A 23,159-nucleotide genomic window follows, 5' to 3' on the forward strand; every position below is an offset into this window, starting at 1 on the left:
GTGCTGCTGCTCGGGTGCACGGGCGACCCGGGTTCCGACGGGTCGTCGCCCGTGGCGGCGGACGAGTCCATCGCGGCCTCCCCTGCGCCCGAACCCCGGTCACCGGAGCCGGATCCGGATCCGGAGCCGGAGCCGGAGCCGGAGCCGGAGCCGCCACCCCCACCCGCCTCGCGGCCGGCGCTCGAGGCATCGCTCGACGCCGTCGTCGCTGCCGCGGTCGCCGCCGCCCCCCGCCTCGAGCTCGGCGTGCTCGTCCTCGACGAGTTCGGCCGCGAGGTCGTCAGCCACGAGCCGGACCGGCCGCTCATGCCCGCGTCCACCGCCAAGCAGGTCACCGCCGCGGCAGCGCTCACCACCCTCGGACCCGACGCCCGCCTGCCGACCGTCGTGGATGCGACCGACGGCATCGACGGCACCGGACGCCTCGACGGCGACCTGATCGTCATCGGCTCGGGCGACCCGACGCTCGTCACCGACGAGTACGCCCGCTACATCTACCCGGCGCGGCCGCGGACGCCGCTGTCGTCGTTGGCGGACCAGCTGGTGGCTGCGGGGCTCCGCCACGTCACCGGCGACGTTCGGGGGACCGCGCCGGCGTTCGCCGCCGCATCGCTGCCGACCGGGTGGCGCGACAACTACCTCAGCAGCCTCGACGGTCGCTACGGGGCCGGACTCACCGTCGACGGGGGGCTGCGGACGATCATCGCGCTGCCCGACCTCCCCGACGAGGAGGACGAGGGGGACGAGGCGGACGGTGGTGTCGATGCCGGCTCGGGGGCAGGCACGGACGCCGAGCCCCGGACCGTCGAGGACGACGACGACCTGGACGAGCGACCCGTCAGCATCCTCGACCAGCTCGCCGCGCTCGACACCGATCTGCCACCCATCGTGCGCGTCTCCCTCGCCGAGGACCCGGTGCTGCACACCGCTGCCGAGCTGACGCGCCTGCTCGTGGAGCGTGGTGTGGTCGTGGACGGGGTGCCGACCGTGGCCCCGCCCGAGTCGCCGGTGGTGGCCCGGCTCGCGGTGGTCGCCTCGCCGCCGATGGACGAGATCCTGCGCTTCACCGTGCAGCGCAGCGACAACCACCTCGCGGACGCACTGGCGCTCACCGTTGCTCGTGCTCGGACGGGCGAGGGCAGCTGGACGGCCGCCGACCGCGCGTTCGGCCAGGTCCTGACGCGCTTCGAGGTGTCCACCGACGGGGTGGTGTTCGCCGACGGGTCGGGGCTGTCGCGCGACGATCGGTTGACGGCGCGGGCCCTGACCGAGCTCGATCGGCGGGTCACCGGCGATCCCCGGTTCGGCGGGACCTGGCGGTCCCTCCAGGCGGTCGCCGGCCGATCCGGGACGCTCCAGCGTCGCTTCGTCGGCACCCCCGCCGAGGGCCGCCTCCTGGGCAAGACCGGCACCCTGCGGGACGTCTCCGCCTTCAGCGGGCAGATCATCGGCCGGGACGCTGACGCGGCCGGACCCGCGCCACCGGGGGAGCGGCGCTATCACCTGACCATCATCGGCAACGCGACGGACACGGCCGCCGGGGTGACCCGTGCGGTCGTCGACGAGGTCACCCTCGCGCTCGTCGCCGACCTCGATGGCTGCCAGGTGGTCCCGGCCGGCGCGGACGACGGCCCCCTGGGGCGGCCACCTTCCGCCGTCCGCTGCGCGAACTAGTTCTCCGGGGCCATCTTCAACATCACCTCCCGCGGCGCGTTGACCACGGAGCGTGAAGGCGTAGCGTCTGCGCGCGCCGGGGGGCTGACGCGCTCCTGCGCCGTCGCCCGCACCCGCGGGCAGGGATGGAACGACCGGGAGTCTGCCGCGTGTCACGTACCCGCACCCTGACCGCAGGTCTCGCCGTAGCTGCGCTGCTCTTGACCGCTGTTCCAGCGGGCGCTGCGACCGAGATCTTCGCCGCTGAGAGCTCGAGCGCCGGTGTCACCGTGTCGCTCGCCGGCAACGAGGTGCTGGAGGCCGCCGGGACCTACGCCGCGGTCGTGCCGGGTGAGGCGCTGGCCATCGCCATCCCCGCCGCCGTCGCGGGCACACCCATCGGTGACCGCGAAGCGGCCTCCGACGGTGACGCGGTGTTCGACCCGGAGGACGACGCCGACCGCTGCCTCGCGGCCGTCCCCCCGCCCCTCGATGCCGTCCTCGGCGCCCGAGTGGCGTGCGGTGACGCGTACGCCGAGGGCGGTGTGCCAGCTGCCGCTGCCACGGCAGGGGTCGGTCAGTTGAACCTGTTGGACCTCGACGCCGAGGATCTGGACGCGGTCCTCGACCTCATCGCGACGCTGCCGCTCGACGAGCTGCTCGCGGCCGTCGAGGAGGAGCTGCTGGCCGAGCTCCTGGTGGCGTTCGAGGACGTCCGTGCCGAGTGTGTGGATGCCCTCACCGCCCTTGGCTCCGTGCTCCTCGATGACCTCATCGCCGCGCTCGCGGACGCCTCGCCGGACGAGATCGCAGACATCCTGGCACCCCTCGGCGGCATCCTCGAGACGCTCGATGCCGAGCTGCCCACCGCCTGCGATGTCCTCCTCGACCTCGCGGAACTCCTGGTCGACGGTGACCTGATCGGTTCGATCACCGACGGCGACATCCTCGACGCGCTCGCGGGCGCCGAAGGTGTGCTCAGCATCACCCTCATCGAGACCGCCAGCGACGCCGTCCGTGACGGCGACGACGTCCTCGCCGACGCCGGGCCCGCCGACGGCGGTGCCATCGCCATCGTCGTGGACATCCCCCTGCTGGACGAGCTCATCGCGGACCTGCTGGCCGATGTCCTCGGACCGGTCGTGGAAGCGATCGGCGAGCTGCTCGAGCCGGTCGCCGCCATCGTCGAGGACATCCCCGAGCTCGGACCCATCCTGGCCGACCTGCTGACCAGCGGATCCCTCGGTGCGCTGCTCGAGGGGCCGCTGCTGGCGATCGGGATCGCACCCGGGGAGGCGTTCGCCGAGGGTGACCTCAGCACGGGCGAGACCGACGGCGAGTCCTCGCCGTCGCTGGTCGAGCTCGGGGGGACCCTGTTCGAGCTGCCGATCCTCGCCGGCCTCGACGATGCCATCAACGAGCTGGCCGCCACGCTCGACAGCACGCTCCTCGCGGCGCTGCGCGACTCGCCACTGGCCGACATCGTGGCGATCGAGCTGCTGCCCGGGTCGGTCGAGGACGCCGAGATCGGCGAGCTCGCCGGCACCCTGGCGACCTCGGGCACGGCTTCGGTCGAGGTGCTCGGGGCGCTCGCGGACGCCGCCGACGGGCCGCTGCTGGCCGTCGACGTCGCACCGGCCATGGCTGGCGTCGGCCTCGGGGTCATCGACACCACGGACCCGGTCACGCCGCCCCCGGTCGTGCCCCCCGGACCGGACCCGGTGACGCCGACACCTGCCCCGGCTCCGCTGCCGGTGACCGGCGGGGGAGCGGCGTTGCTCGGCCTCGCGGCCCTGGGCGCGGCGGCGGCCCTGCGGCGTCGCGACTGAGCCACGCACCACCAGGACGCCCCGTGTGCGGTTCGCGCGCGGGGCGTCCTGGTGCCCGCCGGCCCCGGTTCGGGTGCGGGCCGTCCCGACGCCTACGGTGCGCGCGCCGGGTCGCGGTGCGCGAGCGACCACCCGAACAGGAGCGAGTGCATGGCGCGGTACGAGGCCGATCTGACCATCATCGGGGCTGGGCCCGCTGGGCTCTACGGCGCCTACTACGCCGGGTTCCGCGGTCTGAAGGTCGCCATCCTGGACTCGCTGCCCGAGCCGGGCGGTCAGGTCGCGGCGCTCTACCCCGAGAAGCTGATCTTCGATGTGGCCGGGTTCCCCGCGGTCAAGGGCCAGGACCTGATCGAGCGGTGCGTCGCGCAGGCCGCGCCCTACGACCCGACCTACCTGCTCGGACACCGGGCCGAGACCCTCGACAAGCAGGAGGACGGCTCGTTCGTCATCGGCACCCACAAGGGCGCCGAGGTCGCGACCAAGGCGGTGGTCATCACCGGTGGGATCGGCACCTTCACCCCCCGGCCGTTGCCCGACGCCGACGACTTCGAGGGCAAGGGCCTGGTCTACTTCGTCCGCGAGCTGGAGGTCATGCGCGACAAGGACGTGCTGATCGTGGGGGGTGGTGACTCGGCCTGCGACTGGGCGCTCAACCTCGAGGGCATCGCCCGCTCCATCACCCTGATCCACCGCCGTGACCGGTTCCGAGCCCACGAGGACTCGGTGACCAAGCTGATGGCCTCGAGCGTGCGCGTCATGACCTTCACCGAGGTCGCCCGCATCCACGGTCACGACGGGGTCGAGACGGTCGAGGTCTTCGACAACCGCACCGACGAGCGCGAGACGCTGAAGGTCCAGGCCGTGGTCGCCGCGCTCGGGTTCAAGTCCGACCTCGGTCCGCTCAAGTCCTGGGACATCGCCATCGACCGGCGGCACGTGCTGGTCGACACCCGGATGGAGACCTCCATCCCGGGCGTCTTCGCCGCCGGTGACATCACCGAGTACGAGGGCAAGGTCCGCCTGATCGCCGTCGGGTTCGGCGAAGCCGCGACCGCCGTCAACAACGCCGCCGTCTACATCGACCCGGACGCCCGCGTCTTCCCCGGCCACAGCTCGGGCTAGGCCGAGGGCGGGGCCAGCGGCGGATCCTGCGCACCGCCGCTGGCGCGCACGCTCGGTGCACCGCCCGCCCGGTCGAGGCTCCAGGGGTCGTCGAACACGCGGCGGAACGCCCGGGCGAGGGTCGCCGCCTGGAAGCCGTCGATGAAGCGGTGGTCGATCGTCGCCGTCACCGTCAGCATCGGGCGGGAGACGACCTGGCCCTCGACGGTGGTGGGCCGCTCGCGGACCGCACCGATCAGCACGTACAGGGGTACGCGGGCGAACGGGGTCGGCGGCACCCACGCCTCGTCGAGGCCGAGCATGCCGACGCTGGTGACGATGGCCGACCCGAACGGTTGACGTTCGAGACCGAGGGGCTTCGCGTCGATGCCGAGCGACGCGGTCAACCACCCCGTGGTCCACACCAGGGGGCGCAGCAGCCACGTGGGCAGGACCCGCACGATGCGCTTGCTCGCCTCCCAGTCGGTGTCAGCGCCGTCCCGCAGCCGTCGCGATCGGCTGCGCAGCTCGGCGGCGATGGTCGCCAGGTCCTTGCGATCGACGTCGTCCACCCGGGCGCGTGCCAGGTCCGAACCGTCGGGCATGGTCACCAGGAAGGCGATCGACACGCGGTCGTTGGGCAGGTACCGGCCGAACCGGATTCGGCCGTTGAGCGTCGGTTCCTCGGCCAGGGCTGCGGCCGTCGCCCGGGCGACCAGGTGGGTCATCGTCACCCGCTCGCCGGACCGCTCCCGGACCTGTTGGAGGTAGGCGAGCGCCTCGGTCGCGTCCAGCTCGAGCTTGCCGTAGATGTTGGCTTCCCGCGGCGGCCGCCACGTGGCGATCGCGAGCTTGCGGCGGACCGAGTTGTGCTGCCGTCCCACGCCGACCTCCCGAGCCGCCCCGCCGCCCCATCCCGGCGGGCGAACCTAACCGGCTCGCTCGGCCGGGGGGCGATGAGCCTCAGAGGTGGTCGACGGGGATCACGCGCAGGCGGTGGCCGAAGGCGGGCGGCCGGCGGCCGGCCGTCCCCACCAGACGAACGACCCGGCCGCGGTGCCCGGCGAACGGGGTCAGCAGCTCGAGCATGCGCTCGTCGGTGCCGCGGGGCTCGTCGGCGAGGTTCCACGCGATCTGGTTCTTGACGTGGAAGTCGCCGATCTCGACGGCGTCCGCGTCACCGGCCGCGCTGCGCAGCACCAGCTCGGCGGTCCACGGTCCGATGCCGGGCACACGGCACAGCGCCCGCAGGCGATCGGGACGCGGCAGGGCGAGCGCGCGCTCCAGCTTCGCAGCGTGCCGGGCGGCGCTGCGTACGGCAGCGGCGCGAGATCGTTCGACGCCCATCCGGTGCCAGACGTGGTCCGGGAGGCCGGCGCAGACCTCCGGGGTGGGCGCGAGCCGGAGCTCCCCCGGGCCGGGGGCGACATCGCCGTAGCGGCGTACCAGTCGGGTCCACGCCCGGGCAGCCTCGCCGCCGGTGACCCGCTGGGCCAGGATGGTCGGCACGAGCAGGTCCCACACGGTGCCGGTCCGGACGATCCGCAGCCCCGGACGGTGGTGGTGCGCCCGGGCGACGAACGGGTGCAGGTCGGGCCGGAAGCCGTCGAGGGCATCGTCGCCACCGACGAGCCGGGGGGCGTGGTCCAACGACCACCCGGCGCCCGGACCCCACGCTTCGGCGCGGAACGTGCGTGGCCCCGATCGCGTCACCTGGAGGGTCGCTGGCCCCGCTGGCGTCACGGAGCTGCGGATCACCGCCTCGGGACGCAGACGGATGGTGGGATCCTGCGCGCTGGACACCAGCGGTGACAGCGACCGCCGCAGGTCGATCTCGAGGGGCACCGTGAACGTCCGCACCCGCGCGACGCTACCCGTCGGGTGCGACCCGGCAGGCGCGGCCGGGATCGCACGGCGGCCGCCCCTCCGGTCGGCCCACGGCGTGTCGAACCACGCCTCGGCCGGTCGGACAGCTGCATGCGGTCACCGTTCGTGCTGTGGTAGCTGCTTCCGGACAGGAGCATCACGTGCCACACCAGCCACTGCGCCGCGTCCGCCGGTCCGCGCTGCCCGCCGCCGTCATCCTCGGCCTCGTCGCTGCCGGCTCCGCGGACTACGTGGTCGCGCGGGGGGACACCCTCACGGGGATCGCCCGTGCCCACGGGACCACCGTGTCCGCGATCGTGGCCGCCAACGACCTGCCCGACGCGGACCGCATCCGCGCCGGTGACCGCCTGACGCTGCCGGACCCGGCTGCCACCGCCAGGGCCGACGTCGGCGCGGTCCTGGACCGCGTCGCCCGTGAACGGGGGTGGAGTCCCGCGTTCGTCAAGGCCGTGGCGTGGCAGGAGTCGGGTTGGAACCCGCGAGCGGTGTCGTCGGCCGGCGCGATCGGGGTGATGCAGGTCATGCCGGAGACGGGCCGGTTCGTGTCACGCGAGCTGGTGGGCCGTGACCTCGACCTCGAGGACGTCCACGACAACGTGACCGCCGGGGTGGCCTTCCTCCAGCACCTGTGGGAGCTGACCGACGGTGACCCGGAGCTGACCCTGGCCGGCTACTACCAGGGGCTGCGCTCGGTGGCCCACAACGGGATGTACGACGACACCGAGCGGTACGTGGCCAACGTCCTGGCGCTGCGTGAGCGTTTCCGCTGAGGTCCGGCGTACGCAGGTGAGCCCCGGCCGCGGCCGGGGCTCACCTGCAGCGTGCGACGTAGGTCAGACGGTCGGGTCCGAGACGTAGCGCAGGTACGGACGCACGGCGTCGACCTCACCGAAGCGCTCCGCAGCGTCCTCGTCGGACACCGCCGGCACCACGATGACGCGGTCGCCCTTGATCCAGTTCACCGGCGTGGCGAGCTGACGCTCGGCGGTCAGCTGGAGCGAGTCGATGACCCGCAGCAGCTCGTCGAAGTTGCGACCGGTCGAGGCGGGGTAGGTGAGGGTCAGCTTGACCTTGTTGTCGGGGCCCACGACGAACACCGAGCGGACGGTCGCGGTGTCGTCCGCCTGCGGGTGGACCATGTCGTAGAGGTCGGCGACCTTGCGATCCGGGTCGGCGATCACGGGGAAGTTCAGCGCAGCGCCCTGGGTCTGTTCGATGTCGTCGGCCCACTTCTCGTGGTCGCCGAGCGAGCTGACCGACAGACCGATGACCTTCACGTCCCGCGCGTCGAACTCGTCCTTGAGCTTGGCGACGGCGCCGAGCTCGGTCGTGCAGACCGGCGTGAAGTCCTTCGGGTGGCTGAAGAGGACGGCCCAGCTGCCGCCCTTCCAGTCGTGGAAGTTCAGCTCGCCCTCGGTGGTGGGCGCGGTGAAGTCGGGGGCGGTGTCGCCGAGACGGATCGACATGGAGCAGCTCCTCTTCGGGTCTGGCCGGCCGTGGCAGGCCGGTCGGGGTGCGCGCCACCGGGAGAGGTGGGGCCCGGAGCTCGTCCGGGGCGCGTCGCGGTACGGCGACCGTACGGGCACGGTCCGGGCGCCGTCCCGCCGTCGGGGTGCGAACGGTGCGAACCCACGGCGGCCAGGCTGACCGCCCGGCACCGTTCAGGCGTCGGGGTCGCGGGCCTCGAGGTCGCACAGCACCGTGCGCAGCAGCCCTTCGAGCACGTCGACGTCCTCCGGCGACAGGCTCGCGAACATCTCGTCGAGCGCCGTGACGTGGGCGTCGATGGCCGCGTCGATGACCTCGCGGCCACGGTCGGTCAGGCCCACCCGGGTCCGGCGACGGTCGTCGGGGTCGGGGGTGCGAACCAGGAGGCCTGCTGCCTCGAGCCGGTCCAGGCGGTTGGTCATCGCCCCGGACGAGACCAGGAGCGAGCGGTACAGCTCGGTCGGTGTCAGCTGGTAGGGCGGCCCGGAACGACGCAGCGCCGCGAGCACGTTGTGCTCGCCCTCCGACAGGTCCCAGGGAGCGAGGTGGTCGCCGCTCGCGCGGTCCAGGTAGCGCGAGAGGCGGACCAGGCGAGCGCCGATCCGCAGCCGCGACGTGTCGAGCTCGGGACGCTCGCGCGCCCACTGCGCCAGCAGGTGATCGACGTGGTCGGAACCCGCCATCAGAACAGCGCCGCCTGTTCGCCGCTGGCGACCGGGACCGGACGCGCGCGCGTGGTGACGGTGGCCAGGACCGCATCGAGGTCGGGCTCGTGCTCCGGCGGTGGTGGCAGCGGCGGGGGTGGCGGCGCGGTGACGGCGCCCCGGAACCGTGCTCCGGCCCAGGGGATGCCGAGGTCGGCGCAGCCGGCGACGACCCGGTCGGGGTCGCAGCCCGCGGCCACGGCACCGACGACGTCGACCGCGAGGTGGGGGATCGGCGCCATGAGCACGAGGTTGCGTTCGACGTCGGCACGGGAGGCGCGCAGGGCGGCCTCGACCTTCGGGTGCAGGTCGTGGAGGGCGGCGTAGATGCCGAGCACGCTGCCGTGGTCGCGCAGCAGGCGGGCCGCGATCTTGGGGCCGATGCCCTGCGCCCCGCGCAGACCGTCCGACGGGTCGCCACGCAGGGCGGCGAGGTCGACGTACTGCCACGGTTCGACGCCGTAGCGGGCGCGGACCGCGGCCTCGTCCTCGACCAGGAGGTCGGCCATGGAGGCCCGGGGCCGCAGCAGGCGGGTCGTTGGACCGACCACCGCGGTCAGGTCCCGGTCCGAGGTGAGCAGGTCGCAGGCCCACCCGGCTTCGCCGCAGGCGTCGGCCGTCGCGGCGAGCAGGTCGTCGGCCTCCGCGCCCTCCCGCTCGACCACGTGGAACCCGCACGCGGCGAGGTGGCTGCGCAGGTCGGTCAGGTGCCGGTCGAGATCGGGGTGGTTGGGTGGCCGCTGCCCCTTGTACTCGGGGAACTCGAGCTTGCGGTGGTTGGTCGCGTGGTCGAAGCCGACGACGATGGCGTCGTAGGGCCCGTAGGACCACGCCGTGGCGAGCATCCCCACGACCGTCGCCGTTACGAACGGCCCGACCGGGGCGTCGCGGTGGGTCGCGTGGAAGGCGCGGTGGCCGAGGGAGTTGCCGTCGACGGCGAGGACGGTGGGCACGCGGGGACGCTCCATGGTCAGGCGGGGCCCGGTGCCGGCGGGCACCGGGGGGACCGTACCGGCTGGGTAGCCTCGTCCCGGCGACCCGGGCCTCGCTGCATCCCGTGCGAGGTGACCGGCAGCCACCGCCACCGTCCCTCCTGCCGAGGATCGCACGTGCCGAGCCGCATCCCACGGGTCCTGATCACCGGGGCGTCCGCCGGGTTCCCGGCGTGAGCGCGCACGGGGCCGGGGTCGGGGTCCGCACGGTCACCCTCGGCGGCCTGCCGCTGCTCGTGGCGGCGGTGCCGGTCGGCGAGGCGGGCGACCGGTTGATGACCACCGTGGGGGAGCGGGGCCTCGTGCGGCTCCCTGCCGTCACCGGTGTCGACCTGCCGCGTGGCGCTCGCGTCGGCTTCACCGTCGACCAGCGCGAGCTGCGGCTCGTGGACGAGCAGGACACCACCTTGCTCCGGGCACCACGTGGCGGCCTCGATGCGGGGTGGCTCGAGGCGGCACGGCGCCTGCGCGGGACGATGACGGTCCTCGGACGGGACGTCGAGCTGTCCGCCGACCTCGACGTGGCGACCATCGTGGCTCGCCTGGACGCCGCTGCGGTCGGCGGACACGTGTGCGGGGCGATCGTCGGCCTGGTCGAGGAACGTCCGACGCTCCCGCTGTTCCTCTGAGGCAGGCCCTTCGCGTCACCTCTCCGGTTCCTCGGCCCCCCGAGCACGTGGGGACGGATCGGTCGCCACTGGCGCATCGCCGGCGACCGCGGGTCCGACCCGGGCGCGGAGCGTCGCCACGGCGACCCCGGCGAGCACGAGCGGTGCGCCGACGGCGAAGGTGGCTGCCGGGAGCTCGTCGAGCAGGAGCCAGGCGAGCAACGCGGCGCCGATCGGTTCGGACAGCACCACCGTCGAGATCACCGTGGCAGGGACGTGCTCGAGCAGCGCGTTGAAGACGCTGTGGCCGAGCAGCTGCGGGCCGACGACGATGAGGGCGATGGCGAGCCAGGTCCCGACCGAGAACCCGATCAGCGGGACGCCGACGGCCAGGCAGGCGACCAGCAGCACGGCCGCGGCGCCCGCGTACACCAGGCACGAGTAGACGGTCGCGGGGACGTCCCGGCGTGCGGCGCGTCCGGCGAGCAGGTAGCCACTGACTGCGACGGCGCTGCCGAAGGCGAGGCCATCACCGATCAGCGCCCGCACCCCGAGGTCGACCGCCGCGAGGTCCCCCGCACCGATGGTGAGCGCGCCGACGACGGTGACCGCCATCCCCACGCCGGTGCGGCGGTCGGTCGGCTCGCGTAGGAACCACCACGCACCCAGGGCGACGAACAGCGGGGACATCGTCGCGAGGGTGGTCGCCGACGCGACGGTGGTCAGCGCGAGGGACGCCTGGAACAAGCCGAAGTGCAGGCCGAGCGCGACGCCCGAGCCGAGCAGTTGGCGACGTCGCACCGCCGTGAGGTGGACGGGGGTGCGACGGTGGGCACGCCACGCGAGCGGTGCCAGGGCCAGCGCTCCGAGGCCGCACCGCCAGAACGCGACCGCCAGCGCGGGGGCCATCCCGGCCACGGCCGTGGCCACCTGCGGCGTGTCGCCCATCGCGACGCGTGACAGGATCGCCGACGACGACACCGCCAGGGCGCCGAGCAGCAGCGCGCTGCCGAGCGCGAGGCGCGAGGGGGAGCGGTCGGACACGGGACCTCGGTGGGATCGTGAGCCGGCAGGCTAGGGGCGCGGCCCCGGGGTCCGGCGCCCGGGCCGAGCAGGCGATCCCGACGCGTACCTGCTCGACGCGGTGGCGCGGCGGGCCGTCGCGCAGGACCTGCGACGGCTAGCTTCCGTCCGCTCGCCGGCCACGAGGAGGCGCGATGCGATCACGGACGCTCGCCCTCCCGGCGCTGCTGACGGCGCTGATCGTCCTGTCCGCCCCACCGGCGGCGGCCGTGGATGATCGGAGCGTGGAGCTCGAGGTCGGCGTCTACCTCGGGCTCGGCGGCACGACCGTCGACCTGTGCGCGAGCGACGACGGTGAACCGGTCGACCTGCTCGATCCGGCCGCGACCGTCGCCGCCCTCGCGGACCTGTGGCCTGCCGTCGATGTGGGGACCGCCGACGAGGGGTTCGACTGCATCTACCTGGAGATCGAGATCTCCCGCGATGACCTCGCCACGGGCGACGGGTTCGTCGCCGCCGTCGAGGTCCCGTCGCTCGCGCCGCTCCGCGACCTCGGGTACGCCGAGGTCCACGTCGACGTCTGTGCGATCCCGGTCGAGGTGACCGTGCGCGTCGAACCGTCCGAGGCACGGGCGCCCGACGGTTGCTTCGACGGGGACGGGACGAGCGTGTCCCCGGATCTCGCGAGTCGCACCGAGCTCACCGTCCGGGCGAGCGATGCGTTCCTCCGCGGTCGCCTCCTCCGTGGCGCGAGCGTGGTGGTCGCCGTGCTGGTGGCGGCCGCGCTGGCCTACCGCGGGCGCCGCCGGCTCGCCGTGAGGTGGTTCGCGACCTCGCGACCGACCCTCTGGCTGGCGGGGGTGGGCATCGGCGTCCTCGCCGCACTGATCCCGCCCTGCGCTGCCCTGGTCTCCGGCCTGCTGGACGCGGTGGAGCTTCGATCCGGCTCCCGGGCGTCGTTGCTGGTCGCCATCGCGCTGGGGGCACCGGTGGTCGTCGTCGCCGTCGCGGTCACGGGTGCAGTCGGGCGGGCGCGTCGCGATCCGGTCGTCGCGGCCGAGGCTCGCCGGCGCGGCACGGCGCCACCGGCTCGGGACGACGTCCCGGAGGACCTCGCGCTGCTCACCCCGCCACCAGTGGTCAGCGTGCCGAGCTCGTCGTGGTCGATCCTGGTGGCGCAAGGGCCGACGGGGATGATCTGGGCGGCGGCCATGGCCGCGCTCTGGGTCGACGAGGCGGGTCCCCTGGCGGTGCTCGCCCTCGCTGGGGCGACCCTGGGCACCGTCCTGCTCGGGCTCCGCGACGCCACGCTGGTCGCGGTGCTGAGGCCGCGGGTCCTCGAGCCGTCAGGGCACGCTGCCATGCTCGCGACGGCGGCGGAGCTCGGCTGCCCGCTGCGCGACGTGGTGCAGGCAACGGTCGCGCTCCCGACCGCCGACGCGCCGACGTTGGGGCTGGTGGTCGGCCGGCGGCTGGTGCTCTCGCCGGTCCTGGCAGGGCTCCCACCGCGTCGTGCGGTGCTGGTGGGGCTGACCGGGGCCGCCGAACCCGTCGGTCTCCTCGGAGCGTGGGTGGGGATCGCAGGTCTGGTCACGGGAGCGTGGCTCGAGCTGGCCTGGTGGGTGGCCGTCCCGGTCGCGGTGCTCAGCGTCGTGACGGTCCGGTGGCTCGCGCACGGGCCCGGGACCTTCGACGTCGGATCGGCCCTGAGCCCGGAGGAGCTCGTCGTCACGGGGGTGGAGGCGAGCTGGTGGACCGTGGCCGAGTCGTTCGGGATGTTCAGCGACCTGGTAGATGCGGACGGAGATGAGGACGGCGAACCCGACCCCGACGGGGATGTCGATCCGAGCCTCGTGTGGCCGCTGGAGGTGGACAGCTGGCGTGTCATCGAGCAGGAGCTCGGCGCGAGTTCCGGCACCGCCGTGGCCACCGCTCGACGACTCGCCGCGGAAGCCCATCGACCCGATGGGCCTCAGCCGGCGAGCCCCTCGGCCTCCATGTAGCGGCGGCAGCTCACCTCGACGTGGCCGATCTCGACCTTCGTCTGGAAGGGGCCACCCGACGTGACGGCGACCGCCGCAGACGCGAGGTCGCGGTCGGGCACCAGCGAGGCGCGGTCGCGGATCCGCAGAGCGGCGTCACGGCGACCGTCCGGGTCGGACCGGTAGGGCTCGAGCGCGTCGGCGTCCGGGGTCGCGATCGCCTCGCCGCCACCTGCCGCGATCACGGCGCCGCTGGCGAACGGGCTGTCGGCGCAGGCCTCCGCGACGGCGCGTTCACGGCCGATCCAGTAGGCCTCGACGATCCACCAGTTCAGGGCGAGCCAGACCAGGCCGGCGGTCAGGGCCAGCACCAGGCCGCGCTTCAGCCAGCGCCGCAGGCGTTCCTCGCGGGCGGCGTTGAGCCACCGCTCCGGCAGTTCCGGTGGTGTCAGCCGCGGTGTCGGCGTGGCAGGCTCGTTCACCTCGACCCCCGTCGTCCGGTGGCCACCGACGCTAGTCGCTCCGAGCGCAGCGTCACGGCGGTTGCGCACGCCAGGACGAGCGGCGTCCTCATCGCGAACCCGCGGATGCGCGGGTTCCGTCGTAGCTGAGCGCCGGGCGCGGCCGTACCCGCACCGTGAACCCGCGGATGCGCGGGTTCCCTCGTAGCCGAGCGCCGGGCACGGCCGTAGCCGCACCGTGAACCCGCGGATGCGCGTGTTCACGCGTGGCCGGGTGCCAGGCGGTCCGCGGGTCAGAGGCGGCTGAGCGCTTCGTGGCGTTCGAGGACCTTCACCACGTACAGCTGGGTCTCGACGATGTTGGGGACCCCACCGGCGCTGCGGACCCGACCTGGGCCGGCGTTGTAGGCCGCCAGGGCCAGGTCGACCCGCCCGAAGGCGTCGAGCTGGGTGGCCAGGTACCGGGCACCGCCGGTCAGGTTCTGCACGGGGTCCCAGGGGTCGACCCCGAGGCCACGGGCGGTCCCCGGCATCAGCTGCGCCATGCCGATGGCACCCGCGTGCGAGACCGCGTCCGGACGGAAGTTCGACTCGGTCCACACCAGGGCGGCGAGCAGTCGCCCGTCGAGGCCCTCGCGTGCGGCCACGGCGTCGATGGTGGCGGCCCACGGGCGCCCACCGGCGGGCAGGCCCACCGCCCACGACGGTGGGGGGCCGTCGAGCGCCAGATCCTGGGGTGGGAACCGGACGGACACGGCCGCGAGCTCGAGGGCGGCGACCCGGGCCTCGAGGTCACGGACCAGGATCGCACGAGCCGTGGCGTCCTCCTCGAGGCGCGCGAGCGTCTGACGTCGAGCAGCGGTCTCCTGCTCGATGGTGGCCACGAGCTGTTCCTGCTCGGCGACCAGCGTCTCGACCCGGCGGCGTTCGGCCGCGGCGTCACGGGCGGTCTCGAGGGCTCGACGGCGTGCGTCCCCCACACCTGCCGAGGCTGCTGCGGTCGCCCGGGTCAGCTCGACGTCGGCCTCCACGGTGGCGCGCTGGTCGGTCAGGACCCGTTCGAGCACGCCGCGCGTCACGGCCATCTCGTGCAGGTCGCCGGCCCGTACCACGCCGCCGATCAGCAGCCCAGCGGTGCGGTCGCCGCCGCGCTTGTAGACCGCGACCGCCTGCTCGGCGAGCCGGTCGCGGCCATCACGGTGCCGGTCACCGAGGTCGGCGAGGACCGTCGCGGCCTCCTGGAGCTGCGCGGCGGCCTCGCGTTCGGCAGCGGCGGTCAGCTCGGCCGCGGCGGTCGCGTCCGCCAGCTGGGCCCGGACCTGCGACAGCGAGGTGGAGGCGGTCCGCAGCCGTTCGTCGGCCGCGGCGACCTCGTCCCCGGTGCGGCGGATCGCGGCCGTGACCTCGTCGAGGTCGCGGCTGGCCGCCTGGAGCTGGTCCCGGGTCGTGTCGAGATCGCCGGTCGGGGCACCGACCGCGGCCCCTGTGGGCACCGCGAGGAGGCCCGCGGCCAGTACCGCCGCGAGCGATCGTCGGCGCACCTGAGCGCGCACGGCTGCCCCTCGATCACCGGACGCCCGAACGGTCGCCCACCAGGGCATCGGCACGCAGGGCCGTGAGCTTCAGTCGCCGGCGAAGTCGCGCAGCCCACGGCCGTGGGACGGGTGGCGCAGCTTGGCGAGCGTCTTCTTCTCGATCTGGCGGATCCGCTCCCGGGTGACCCCGTAGTGCGCGCCGATCTCCTCGAGGGTGCACGGCTCCGCGCCGGTCAGGCCGTAGCGCAGCTCGATGACGCCACGCTCACGCTCGTGCAGGTGGGCGAGGGCGGCGATGAGCTCGGTCCTGGCCACCCCCGCGGTCGCGACCTCGAGCGGGTCGATCGCCTCGTCGTCGGGGACGAGGTCGCCCAGGGTGGCGTCCCCGTCCTCACCCACGGCGCGGTCCAGCGAGGTGACCTCGCGACCGGCGAGGCGCAGCTCGCGCAGCCGTGCGGTGTCGAGGCCGAGCGCCTCGGCGACCTCGCCGTCGGTCGGGTCGCGCCCGAGCACCTGGATCAGCTCGAACTCGGTCCGACGGATCTTGGCGACCAGCTCGTGGACGTGGACCGGCAGGCGCACCGACCGGGCCTTGTTCGCCGTCCCGCGCGTCAGCGCCTGCCGGATCCACCAGGTCGCGTACGTCGAGAACTTGTAGCCCTTGGTGTGGTCGAACTTCTCGACCCCGCGCATCAGGCCGAGGTTGCCCTCCTGCACGAGTTCGAGCAGCGACAGACCCCGGCCGAGGTACCGGCGGGCGATGGAGACCACGAGACGCAGGTTGGCGGTCACGAGCCGCTCCTGTGCGGCATCGCCACCGCGGACCAGCCGCCGCAGCTGGGCGCGCTCGGTCGCCTCAGGGGGCGGGTCGGCAGCCAGGCGCTGCCGGGCCACGAGGCCCGCCTGGTACCGCTTGGCCAGGTCGACCTCCTCCTCGGCCGTCAGGAGGGGCACCCGACCGATGGCGTTGAGGTAGTGGCGGACGCCGTCGGTGGTCGACGGGGTCGTGGGCGCGGGGGAGGAGCCCGTGTCGTCGTCGGTCAGGTCGTCGACGACCTCGAGGCCGCTGTCGCGCGCGGCGCGAGCGAACTCCTCGGGCCAGTCGGCGGCGTCCTCGACCGGGTCGTGCAGGTCGTGGATCTCCGAGAGGAGCACGTAGCCACGTCCGGCCGCACGGACGAGCAGGTCGCGCAGCCCACTCCGGTCGGACGCGGTGCCGATCCAGGCAGCGAGTCCGTCGGCGCCGGGCAGCAGCTCGGCCGGTTCCTGCGTCGGGACCTGTTGGGCTGTCACGTCTCCCCCCGGGTGACGGTGGGTCCGACCCGTCCGAACACGGGCTGGCCGCCGCCTCCCTGCTGGTCTGAACGCTCAGGACCGTACCGGGACGCTCCGTCCGGCGGCGGACAACTTCCGGGCAGCCCGGCCGAACTGGACGACGTCGCTCGAACGGCCCACGGCGGCGATCGGGGGACGCCGCTCAGCCCTCGAGGTCGAGGGACAGCTCGAGCCACGCCTCCTCGGCGGCAGCCAGCTCCGCGGCGACCCCGTCGAGGTCCGACTGCAGCTGACGGAGCTGCTCGGGGTCGGTGGCCGCCCCGACCATCCGTTCGTGCAGCTGGTCGCGTCGCTTCGTCAGGGTGGTCACCCGGGTCTCGAGGGCTCGCACCTGCTTGCGGGCGGCCTGGCGCTCGCGGTTGTCGAGGCTGGTGCCGCCCGAGCGGGTCGCCGGTCCGGGGGACGTCGGTGCGGCGGACGTGGCGAGCGCGCGGTGGCTCGCCCAGTCGAGGTGCTCGGTGACGCGTCCGCCGCTCACCGCCAGGGTCCGGTCCGTGAGCCGGTCGAGGGTGAAGCGGTCGTGCGACGCCACCAGGAGCGTGCCGCTGAACCCGTCGAGGTGGTCCTCGAGGACGGCGAGGGTGTCGAGGTCGAGGTCGTTGGTGGGCTCGTCGAGGAGCAGCACGTTCGGCGCGGCGACGAGCAGGTGCAGCAGCGCGACGCGGCGGCGCTCACCGCCCGACAGCAGGCCGATCGGGGTGCGCTGCAGCTGCCCGTCGAACCCGAACCGTTCCGCCAACCGGGACGCCGGCAAGGTGGTCCCGTCCGCGAGCGGTACGTGCGGGGCGATGTCGAGCACGCTGTCGAGCACGGTCCGTGACCCGTCCAAGCCGGCCCCGGCCGTCTGCTCGTACAGGCCGAGCTGGACGGTCGTGCCCACCTTGACCTCGCCGGCGTCCACCGGCAGACGACCGGCCAGCACGTGCAGGAGGGTCGACTTGCCGCCGCCGTTCGGGCCGACGATGCCGACCCGCTCGCCCGGACCGATCCCGAGGTCGAGCCCGTCCAGGACCTGGTGGTCGCCCCGCTTGATGCTGACGCCCTTCAGTTCGAACACGTCCTTGCCGAGGCGTCGGCGACCGGTGCCGAGGTCGAGCGGCGTCGCCTCCTCGTCACCGCGGGCGGCGTCTCGCAGCACCTCGACCTGCTCGATGCGGAACCTCGGCTTGCTCGTGCGCGCCTTCGGTCCGCGCTTGAGCCAGGCGACCTCCTTCCTCAGGAGGTTGCTCGCCCGCAGGGACGAGCGCTCCCGGGCGGCGGCCCGTTCCGCCCGGGCCTCGAGCAGCGAGGAGTACGAGCCGTCGTGCCACAGCAGCCGCCCCTCCTCGCGGGCGTTCGGTGGCACCAGGTCGAGCATCCGGTCGGTCACCCGCTCGAGCACGTAGCGGTCGTGGGTGACCATCACCACCGCACCGGTCCGCCGCCGCAGCTCCTCCTCGAGCCAGTCGATGGTGTCCACGTCGAGGTGGTTGGTGGGCTCGTCGAGGATCAGCAGATCCGCCGGCGGCAGCAACGTGCGGGCGAGGTCGACCCGGCGTCGCTGCCCACCGGACATCGCGCCCGTCGGGTGGTCGGGAGCGACCCGCAGCGCCGCCAGGAGGCGTTCGCCTTCGTCGGGGCGCGCCGTCGGGTCGGCGGCGAGGACCGCCTCGAGGGCCGGCACGTCGGCCAGGCGCGGGTCCTGCGCCAGGAACGCGACCCGCAGGCCCGTCCGGGTCACGATGCGTCCGCCGTCCGGCTCGCGCTCGCCGGCGAGCATCCGCAGGAGCGTGGTCTTGCCCGACCCGTTGGGCCCGACGAGCCCGACGCGGTGCTCGGAGGACAGGCCGAAGGACGCGTCCGCGAAGAGGGTCCGACCCTCGACGGACGCGCTGACCTGATCGACCGAGACGAGATGCATGAGCGCGGGAGGGTAGGGCGCCGGACGCAGGTAGCCTGACCGCGACCCGTGAGCCGCCCTCGTGGCCTCGCCCGGGCCGTACCCCTCGTCGTCCCCGCCCCGTCCTGCCGTGAGGTTCTGCCGTGCTCAGCCTGTCCGACGTCGCCCTGCGCGTGGGGGGTCGACCGCTGCTACGGGACGTCAGCCTGCGCTTCCCCACGGGGTCACGGACGGCGCTGGTGGGTGGCAACGGTGCCGGCAAGACCACCCTGCTGCGGACCATCGTCGGGCAGCGTGAGCCGGACGAGGGCGTGGTGTCGCGTCCGAAGGGCCTCCGCCTCGGCTTCCTGCCCCAGGACGTCGTGGACTCCCTCGGGGTGCGTGGCAAGGGCGGGGCCGAGGGCACCGTCCTCGAGCACGTGCTCGAGGGGGCATCGCACATCACCGACCTCGAACTGCGGCTGCGCGACCTCGAGCAGCGCATCGAGACCGCCGGCGAGGCCGAGCAGGAGCGCCTGCTGGCCGACTACGGGCGGACCACCGATGCGTTCGAGCAGCTCGGCGGCTACGAGGTCGAGTCCGAGGCTCACCGGGTGCTGTCCGGGCTCGGGTTCCCCGCGAGCGAGCACGACCGCCCCACCCAGGAGCTCTCCGGTGGCTGGCGGGTCCGGGCGGCGCTCGCCAAGCTGCTGCTGTCGAAGCCCGACCTGCTGGTCCTCGACGAGCCGACCAACCACCTCGACGTCGAGACCATCACCTGGCTCGAGACCACCCTGCGATCGCTCCCCGGCGCGCTGCTGTTCGTCAGCCACGACCGCGACTTCATCGACGCCGTGGCGGGCACGATCGTCGAGGTCGCGGCCGGCACCGCGACCTCGTACGACGTGCGGACCGGCACGGTGGTGGCCGAGGAAGGTGGCTTCGCGGCGTTCGTGGCGCAGCGCGAGGAGCGGCTGGCCGCGCTGCGCGCCGCCCGCAAGCAGCAGGACCGTCAGCTCGCCGACGTCGAACGGTTCGTCGAGCGCTTCCGCTACAAGGCCACCAAGGCCAAGCAGGTCCAGTCGCGCATCAAGGCGCTCGACAAGGTCGAACGCATCGAGGTCGCCGACCACCGCCACCTGGTCGCCAAGTTCGGCTTCCCCGACCCGCCGCGGGCGGGTCGCGTCGTCGCCGAGACGAAGGCCCTCCGCGTCGCGTACGGCGACGAGGGCTCGGGGAGCTACAACGTCTCCTCGGGCTCGGGGAGCTACAACGTCTCCTCGGGCTCGGGGAGCTACAACGTCGTGCTCGACGGGGTCGACCTGGCCATCGAGCGGGGCCGCAAGATCGCGGTGCTCGGGCCGAACGGGGCCGGCAAGACCACCCTGCTGCGGGTCCTCGCCGGCCAGCTCGAACCGACCAGCGGCTCGTTCCAGCTCGGTCACAACGTGGACGTCGCCGTCGTCGACCAGCACCAGGCCGAGGTCCAGGATCTCGACCGGACGGTGCTCGAGGAGTTCCGTACGGCTCTCGGGGAACGGCACCGTGCGATCAACCACCGCACGATGCTCGGGGCGTTCGGGTTCCCCGGGGACATGGCCGAGCGTGTCGTCGGCATGATGTCCGGCGGTGAGCGGACCCGGCTGGGTCTCGCCAAGGTGATGGCCTCGCCGGTCAACCTGCTGCTGCTCGACGAGCCGACCAACCACCTCGACCTCGCCTCGCGCGACGTCCTCGAGGACGCGCTGCAGGCTTACCCGGGCACCGTGCTGCTGATCACCCACGACCGGCACGTGATCCGTGCCGTCGCCGACGGCATCATCGAGGTCGACGGCGGGTCCGCGCGCTTCTTCGACGGCACCTACGAGGAGCTGCTCGCCCGCCGGGCCGAGGCGGCGACGGCGTCCGGGCGGCGGCCCACACCGAGCCGCCCCGCGAGCTCGGCGTCCGCGCGTCCGGCCAGCCCACCGCCGCGGCCCTCGCCCCGCGACAAACGGCAGGAGGCCGAGCTCCGACAGCGACGCCACGCGGCCACCAAGGACCTCAAGCGCGAGGTGACCCGTGTGGAGCGCGAGCTCGGTCGGGCCGAGAGCGAGGTCGCCGAGCTGACCAGGAAGCTGGCCGATCCGTCGATCTACGAGGATGCCGAGCAGGTCAAGGAGCTGGTCGCGCGTCACGCGGCGGCCAAGGACGCCGCTGCCGACCTGATGGCGCGCTGGGAGCGGGCGTCGCTGGCCCTCGAGGAGGCTGAAGCGACCGCGGCACGCGGCTGAGCGGTCGCGGCCGACACGCACCGTCCCGCCGCCTCCGTTGCGGTCCACGCGGACGTTCCTGCGCGGAGGCCGCCCGAACGGTGCGGCTGAGGAGGGTCGCAGCGCGACCCTGCGTCCGCCGACGTAACCCCGGCCCGGACCGTTCGTTGGTGGGTGGCAGCGGGCCGTCACGGGGGTTCGAGGGCCGCGACGACGACGATGGGAGCGCGTGACATGGGACGCAAGCGACTGCTCACGATCCTGGCGGCGGTCACCACCGCCATCGCCCTCCAGGTCGGCCCGGCCGCCGCTGCGGACGACTGCCTGGTGCTCGGTGAGGACGTCTCGCTGCTCGAGCTGGCCAGCCTGAGCGAGACGACCTGCGTCGTCGACTCGGCCGGCAACCTGATCCTGGGCACCCTCGAGGATCCGGCTGGGACGGTCGAGGAGACCGTCGACGAGACCGTCGACACCGTCGAGAAGACCACCGAGAAGGTCACCGACGCCGTGACCGGCGGTGGCGCCACCGAGCCCGCCGAGCCGTCCCCGGAGCCCGAGTCTGCGCCCGCACCCGGGGGCTCGTCGGGCGGCGGTGGTGACGGAGCTCCCTCGACCGGCGGTTCGAACTCGGGCGGGTCCTCCGGCGACGTGGCGGCCTCCGGCGGTGACGTCCGCGAGCCGCAGGCCGCGGATCCGGCACGGGAGCGTCAGCTCGGTGCCCTCCGCGCCATCCGTGACGACCTGGCGGCCGGTACGTCCGCCGACCGTGGCATCGCGGGTCCGGTCCAGCCCTTCGGTGACCTGGCCACCACCGACGACCTGTCCGCCCCGCAGGTGGCCGACGCCGGTGAGGTGGTCCCCGGTGTCAGCGATGGCCGCGGGCCCAAGGTCGCGCCGGCCTCGCCGTCCCAGGAGGCCGTGCTGGCCACCAGCTCACCGATGCGTGACATCGCCGAGGCGCCACTCGCCCTCCAGCTGCTCGCTGCCGCCCTCGTCATGGGGGCCGCGACCGTCTGGACCATCGCGAGCCGTGAGCTCGGGCGCGGTCAGACCACCACCGCCTGACGCCCCGTACGACCCGAACGCCCCCGCCGATGGCGGGGGCGTTCGCCAGGGTGGACGGCGTCAGCCGCGGTCGTCGACCTCCACGTAGTCCCGCTCGTCCGGACCGACGAACAGCTGGCGCGGGCGCACGATCGCCTGCTCGTCGTCGAGCAGGTTCTCCTGCCAGTGGGCGAGCCAGCCCGGGATGCGGCCCATGGCGAACAGCACGGGGAACATCGAGGTCGGGAAACCCATCGCCTGGTAGATGATGCCCGAGTAGAAGTCGACGTTCGGGTAGAGCTTGCGCTCGGCGAAGTACTCGTCCTCGAGCGCGATGCCCTCGAGCTCGACGGCGATGTCGAGCAGCGCGTTCCTGCCGGTCACCTCGAAGACCTGGTGGGCGAGCTCGCGGATGACCTTGGCGCGCGGGTCGTAGTTCTTGTAGACCCGGTGACCGAAGCCCATGAGGCGGAACTCGCCGGCCTTGGCCTTCTCGAGGTACTTCGGCACCTGATCGGCGGACCCGATCTCCTCGAGCATCCGCAGCACGGCCTCGTTGGCGCCGCCGTGCTTGGGGCCGTAGAGCGCTGCGGTCGCGCCGGCTGCGGCCGAGTACGGGTCGGCATCCGACGACCCGATGCCGCGCATCGTGGTCGTCGAACAGTTCTGCTCGTGGTCGGCGTGCAGGATCAGGAGCACGTCCATGGCCCGCTCGAGCACCGGGTCTGGCTCGTACTTGAGCTCGGTGGTCTTCCACATCATGTTGAGGAAGTTGCCCGAGAACGACAGGTCGTTGTCGGGGTAGGCGTACTTCATGCCGATCGAGTGGCGGTAGGCGAAGGCCGCCAACGTCGGGAACTTGGCGATCAGGCGGACGATCTGCTGCTGACGGGCCTCGGCGTCGTCGATGCCCTTGGCCTCGGGGTAGAAGGTCGACAGGCCGCCGACCGAGGAGACCAGGATCCCCATCGGGTGGGCGTCGTGGTGGAACCCGTCGATGAACTTCTTGATGTTCTCGTGGATGAAGGTGTGATGGGTGATGTCGAACACCCACTGCTGGTACTGGTCGCTGGTCGGCAGCTGCCCGTGGATCAGCAGGTAGGCCACCTCGAGGAACGTCGAGGACTCCGCGAGCTGCTCGATCGGGTACCCGCGGTAGCGCAGGATGCCGGCGTCACCGTCGATGTAGGTGATCTCGGAGCGACAGCTGGCGGTGTTCTTGAAGCCGGGGTCGTAGGCCAACAGGCCGAAATCGTCGTCGCTCACCTTGATCTGACGTAGATCCATGGCTCGGATCGCACCGTCCTCGACCGGGAGCTCGTAGCGCTGCCCGGTGCGGTTGTCGGTGATGGTGAGCGTGGCCTTCTGATCACCCATCTGGGGGGGACTCCTCGTCGGTGCGGG

The 23,159-nt window shown here is 73.4% G+C and carries 19 protein-coding genes; 8 read left to right on the plus strand and 11 right to left on the minus strand.

What is annotated here, in order from left to right; translation table 11 throughout:
- From dacB to NITAL_RS14500, 3 genes are all read left to right on the plus strand, one after another.
- Entirely contained in the window at positions 1–1,674 is a 1,674-nt protein-coding gene (dacB, locus tag NITAL_RS14490; protein ID WP_211262422.1) for a D-alanyl-D-alanine carboxypeptidase/D-alanyl-D-alanine endopeptidase, read from the plus strand.
- A gap of 149 nt (positions 1,675–1,823) precedes the next feature.
- Positions 1,824–3,482 carry a hypothetical protein gene (locus tag NITAL_RS14495; RefSeq protein WP_052666950.1) on the plus strand — a complete coding sequence of 553 codons (1,659 nt, stop codon included), beginning with the start codon at positions 1,824–1,826 and terminating at the stop codon, positions 3,480–3,482.
- A gap of 150 nt (positions 3,483–3,632) precedes the next feature.
- Complete coding sequence (locus NITAL_RS14500) at positions 3,633–4,607, plus strand: NAD(P)/FAD-dependent oxidoreductase (RefSeq protein WP_052666951.1); 975 nt, start codon at positions 3,633–3,635, stop codon at positions 4,605–4,607.
- Here NITAL_RS14500 and NITAL_RS14505 read toward each other — a convergent pair.
- Both NITAL_RS14505 and NITAL_RS14510 read right to left on the minus strand, forming a co-directional pair.
- Positions 4,604–5,470, minus strand: a complete 867-nt coding sequence (locus NITAL_RS14505; RefSeq protein WP_052666952.1) for a 2-oxo acid dehydrogenase subunit E2 — start codon at positions 5,468–5,470, stop codon at positions 4,604–4,606. The genes NITAL_RS14500 and NITAL_RS14505 overlap by 4 nt on opposite strands.
- A gap of 79 nt (positions 5,471–5,549) precedes the next feature.
- Positions 5,550–6,446: a DNA-3-methyladenine glycosylase family protein gene (locus NITAL_RS14510; RefSeq protein WP_052666953.1), complete on the minus strand. Its 897-nt coding sequence runs from the start codon at positions 6,444–6,446 to the stop codon at positions 5,550–5,552.
- Between the two features lie 167 nt (positions 6,447–6,613).
- Between NITAL_RS14510 and NITAL_RS14515 the strand changes: the two genes are divergently transcribed.
- Complete coding sequence (locus NITAL_RS14515) at positions 6,614–7,243, plus strand: lytic transglycosylase domain-containing protein (RefSeq protein WP_052666954.1); 630 nt, start codon at positions 6,614–6,616, stop codon at positions 7,241–7,243.
- Positions 7,244–7,306: 63 nt separating this feature from the next.
- Here the strand turns inward: NITAL_RS14515 and NITAL_RS14520 are convergent, their stop codons facing one another.
- From NITAL_RS14520 to NITAL_RS14530, 3 genes are all read right to left on the minus strand, one after another.
- Positions 7,307–7,939, minus strand: a complete 633-nt coding sequence (locus NITAL_RS14520; RefSeq protein WP_052666955.1) for a peroxiredoxin — start codon at positions 7,937–7,939, stop codon at positions 7,307–7,309.
- A gap of 195 nt (positions 7,940–8,134) precedes the next feature.
- Positions 8,135–8,644 carry a MarR family winged helix-turn-helix transcriptional regulator gene (locus tag NITAL_RS14525; protein ID WP_052666956.1) on the minus strand — a complete coding sequence of 170 codons (510 nt, stop codon included), beginning with the start codon at positions 8,642–8,644 and terminating at the stop codon, positions 8,135–8,137.
- On the minus strand, positions 8,644–9,663 hold the full coding sequence (locus NITAL_RS14530) for a 5'-3' exonuclease (protein ID WP_052666957.1): 1,020 nt from the start codon (positions 9,661–9,663) through the stop codon (positions 8,644–8,646). The genes NITAL_RS14525 and NITAL_RS14530 overlap by 1 nt, the downstream gene beginning before the upstream one ends.
- A gap of 167 nt (positions 9,664–9,830) precedes the next feature.
- Between NITAL_RS14530 and NITAL_RS14535 the strand changes: the two genes are divergently transcribed.
- Complete coding sequence (locus tag NITAL_RS14535) at positions 9,831–10,286, plus strand: hypothetical protein (protein ID WP_052666958.1); 456 nt, start codon at positions 9,831–9,833, stop codon at positions 10,284–10,286.
- A 15-nt stretch (positions 10,287–10,301) separates the two neighbouring features.
- Here the strand turns inward: NITAL_RS14535 and NITAL_RS14540 are convergent, their stop codons facing one another.
- A complete protein-coding gene (locus NITAL_RS14540; protein ID WP_052666959.1) occupies positions 10,302–11,309 on the minus strand; it encodes a DMT family transporter in 1,008 nt (335 codons plus the stop codon).
- A gap of 173 nt (positions 11,310–11,482) precedes the next feature.
- On the opposite strand from NITAL_RS14540, the gene NITAL_RS14545 reads away from it, so the two are divergent.
- Positions 11,483–13,291, plus strand: coding sequence for a hypothetical protein (locus tag NITAL_RS14545; protein WP_052666963.1), 1,809 nt, complete (start codon positions 11,483–11,485; stop codon positions 13,289–13,291).
- Here NITAL_RS14545 and NITAL_RS14550 read toward each other — a convergent pair.
- The 4 genes from NITAL_RS14550 to NITAL_RS14565 form a co-directional block, all read right to left on the minus strand.
- The gene (locus tag NITAL_RS14550; RefSeq protein ID WP_157041849.1) at positions 13,261–13,752 is read right to left on the minus strand and encodes a hypothetical protein; all 492 of its coding nucleotides are present in this window, start codon (positions 13,750–13,752) and stop codon (positions 13,261–13,263) included. The genes NITAL_RS14545 and NITAL_RS14550 overlap by 31 nt on opposite strands.
- 272 nt (positions 13,753–14,024) lie before the next feature.
- Positions 14,025–15,284: a transglycosylase SLT domain-containing protein gene (locus tag NITAL_RS28560; protein ID WP_052666969.1), complete on the minus strand. Its 1,260-nt coding sequence runs from the start codon at positions 15,282–15,284 to the stop codon at positions 14,025–14,027.
- Positions 15,285–15,353: 69 nt separating this feature from the next.
- On the minus strand, positions 15,354–16,559 hold the full coding sequence (locus NITAL_RS14560; protein ID WP_083441596.1) for a sigma-70 family RNA polymerase sigma factor: 1,206 nt from the start codon (positions 16,557–16,559) through the stop codon (positions 15,354–15,356).
- A 184-nt stretch (positions 16,560–16,743) separates the two neighbouring features.
- Complete coding sequence (locus NITAL_RS14565) at positions 16,744–18,501, minus strand: ABC-F family ATP-binding cassette domain-containing protein (protein WP_052666972.1); 1,758 nt, start codon at positions 18,499–18,501, stop codon at positions 16,744–16,746.
- A 122-nt stretch (positions 18,502–18,623) separates the two neighbouring features.
- Here NITAL_RS14565 and NITAL_RS14570 point away from each other — a divergent pair, with 122 nt between their 5' ends.
- Together NITAL_RS14570 and NITAL_RS14575 are read left to right on the plus strand one after the other, a co-directional pair.
- Positions 18,624–20,732, plus strand: coding sequence for an ABC-F family ATP-binding cassette domain-containing protein (locus tag NITAL_RS14570; protein ID WP_052666975.1), 2,109 nt, complete (start codon positions 18,624–18,626; stop codon positions 20,730–20,732).
- A gap of 213 nt (positions 20,733–20,945) precedes the next feature.
- The gene (locus NITAL_RS14575) at positions 20,946–21,776 is read left to right on the plus strand and encodes a hypothetical protein (protein WP_052666978.1); all 831 of its coding nucleotides are present in this window, start codon (positions 20,946–20,948) and stop codon (positions 21,774–21,776) included.
- Between the two features lie 60 nt (positions 21,777–21,836).
- On the opposite strand, the gene NITAL_RS14580 is transcribed toward NITAL_RS14575, so the two are convergent.
- Positions 21,837–23,132, minus strand: a complete 1,296-nt coding sequence (locus NITAL_RS14580; protein WP_052666979.1) for a citrate synthase — start codon at positions 23,130–23,132, stop codon at positions 21,837–21,839.
- Positions 23,133–23,159: the final 27 nt, after the last annotated feature.

Source organism: Nitriliruptor alkaliphilus DSM 45188 (assembly GCF_000969705.1).
Classification (GTDB): domain Bacteria; phylum Actinomycetota; class Nitriliruptoria; order Nitriliruptorales; family Nitriliruptoraceae; genus Nitriliruptor; species Nitriliruptor alkaliphilus.

What these genes read in the sequence shown, in the direction of transcription:
- NITAL_RS14500 (WP_052666951.1), top strand. Translation starts at nt 3,633, where the DNA reads ATGGCGCGGTACGAGGCCGATCTGACCATCATCGGGGCTGGGCCCGCT.
- NITAL_RS14520 (WP_052666955.1), bottom strand. Translation starts at nt 7,939, where the DNA reads ATGTCGATCCGTCTCGGCGACACCGCCCCCGACTTCACCGCGCCCACC.
- NITAL_RS14525 (WP_052666956.1), bottom strand. Translation starts at nt 8,644, where the DNA reads ATGGCGGGTTCCGACCACGTCGATCACCTGCTGGCGCAGTGGGCGCGC.
- NITAL_RS14565 (WP_052666972.1), bottom strand. Translation starts at nt 18,501, where the DNA reads ATGCATCTCGTCTCGGTCGATCAGGTCAGCGCGTCCGTCGAGGGTCGG.
- NITAL_RS14580 (WP_052666979.1), bottom strand. Translation starts at nt 23,132, where the DNA reads ATGGGTGATCAGAAGGCCACGCTCACCATCACCGACAACCGCACCGGG.
- NITAL_RS14545 (WP_052666963.1), top strand. Translation starts at nt 11,483, where the DNA reads ATGCGATCACGGACGCTCGCCCTCCCGGCGCTGCTGACGGCGCTGATC.
- NITAL_RS14575 (WP_052666978.1), top strand. Translation starts at nt 20,946, where the DNA reads ATGGGACGCAAGCGACTGCTCACGATCCTGGCGGCGGTCACCACCGCC.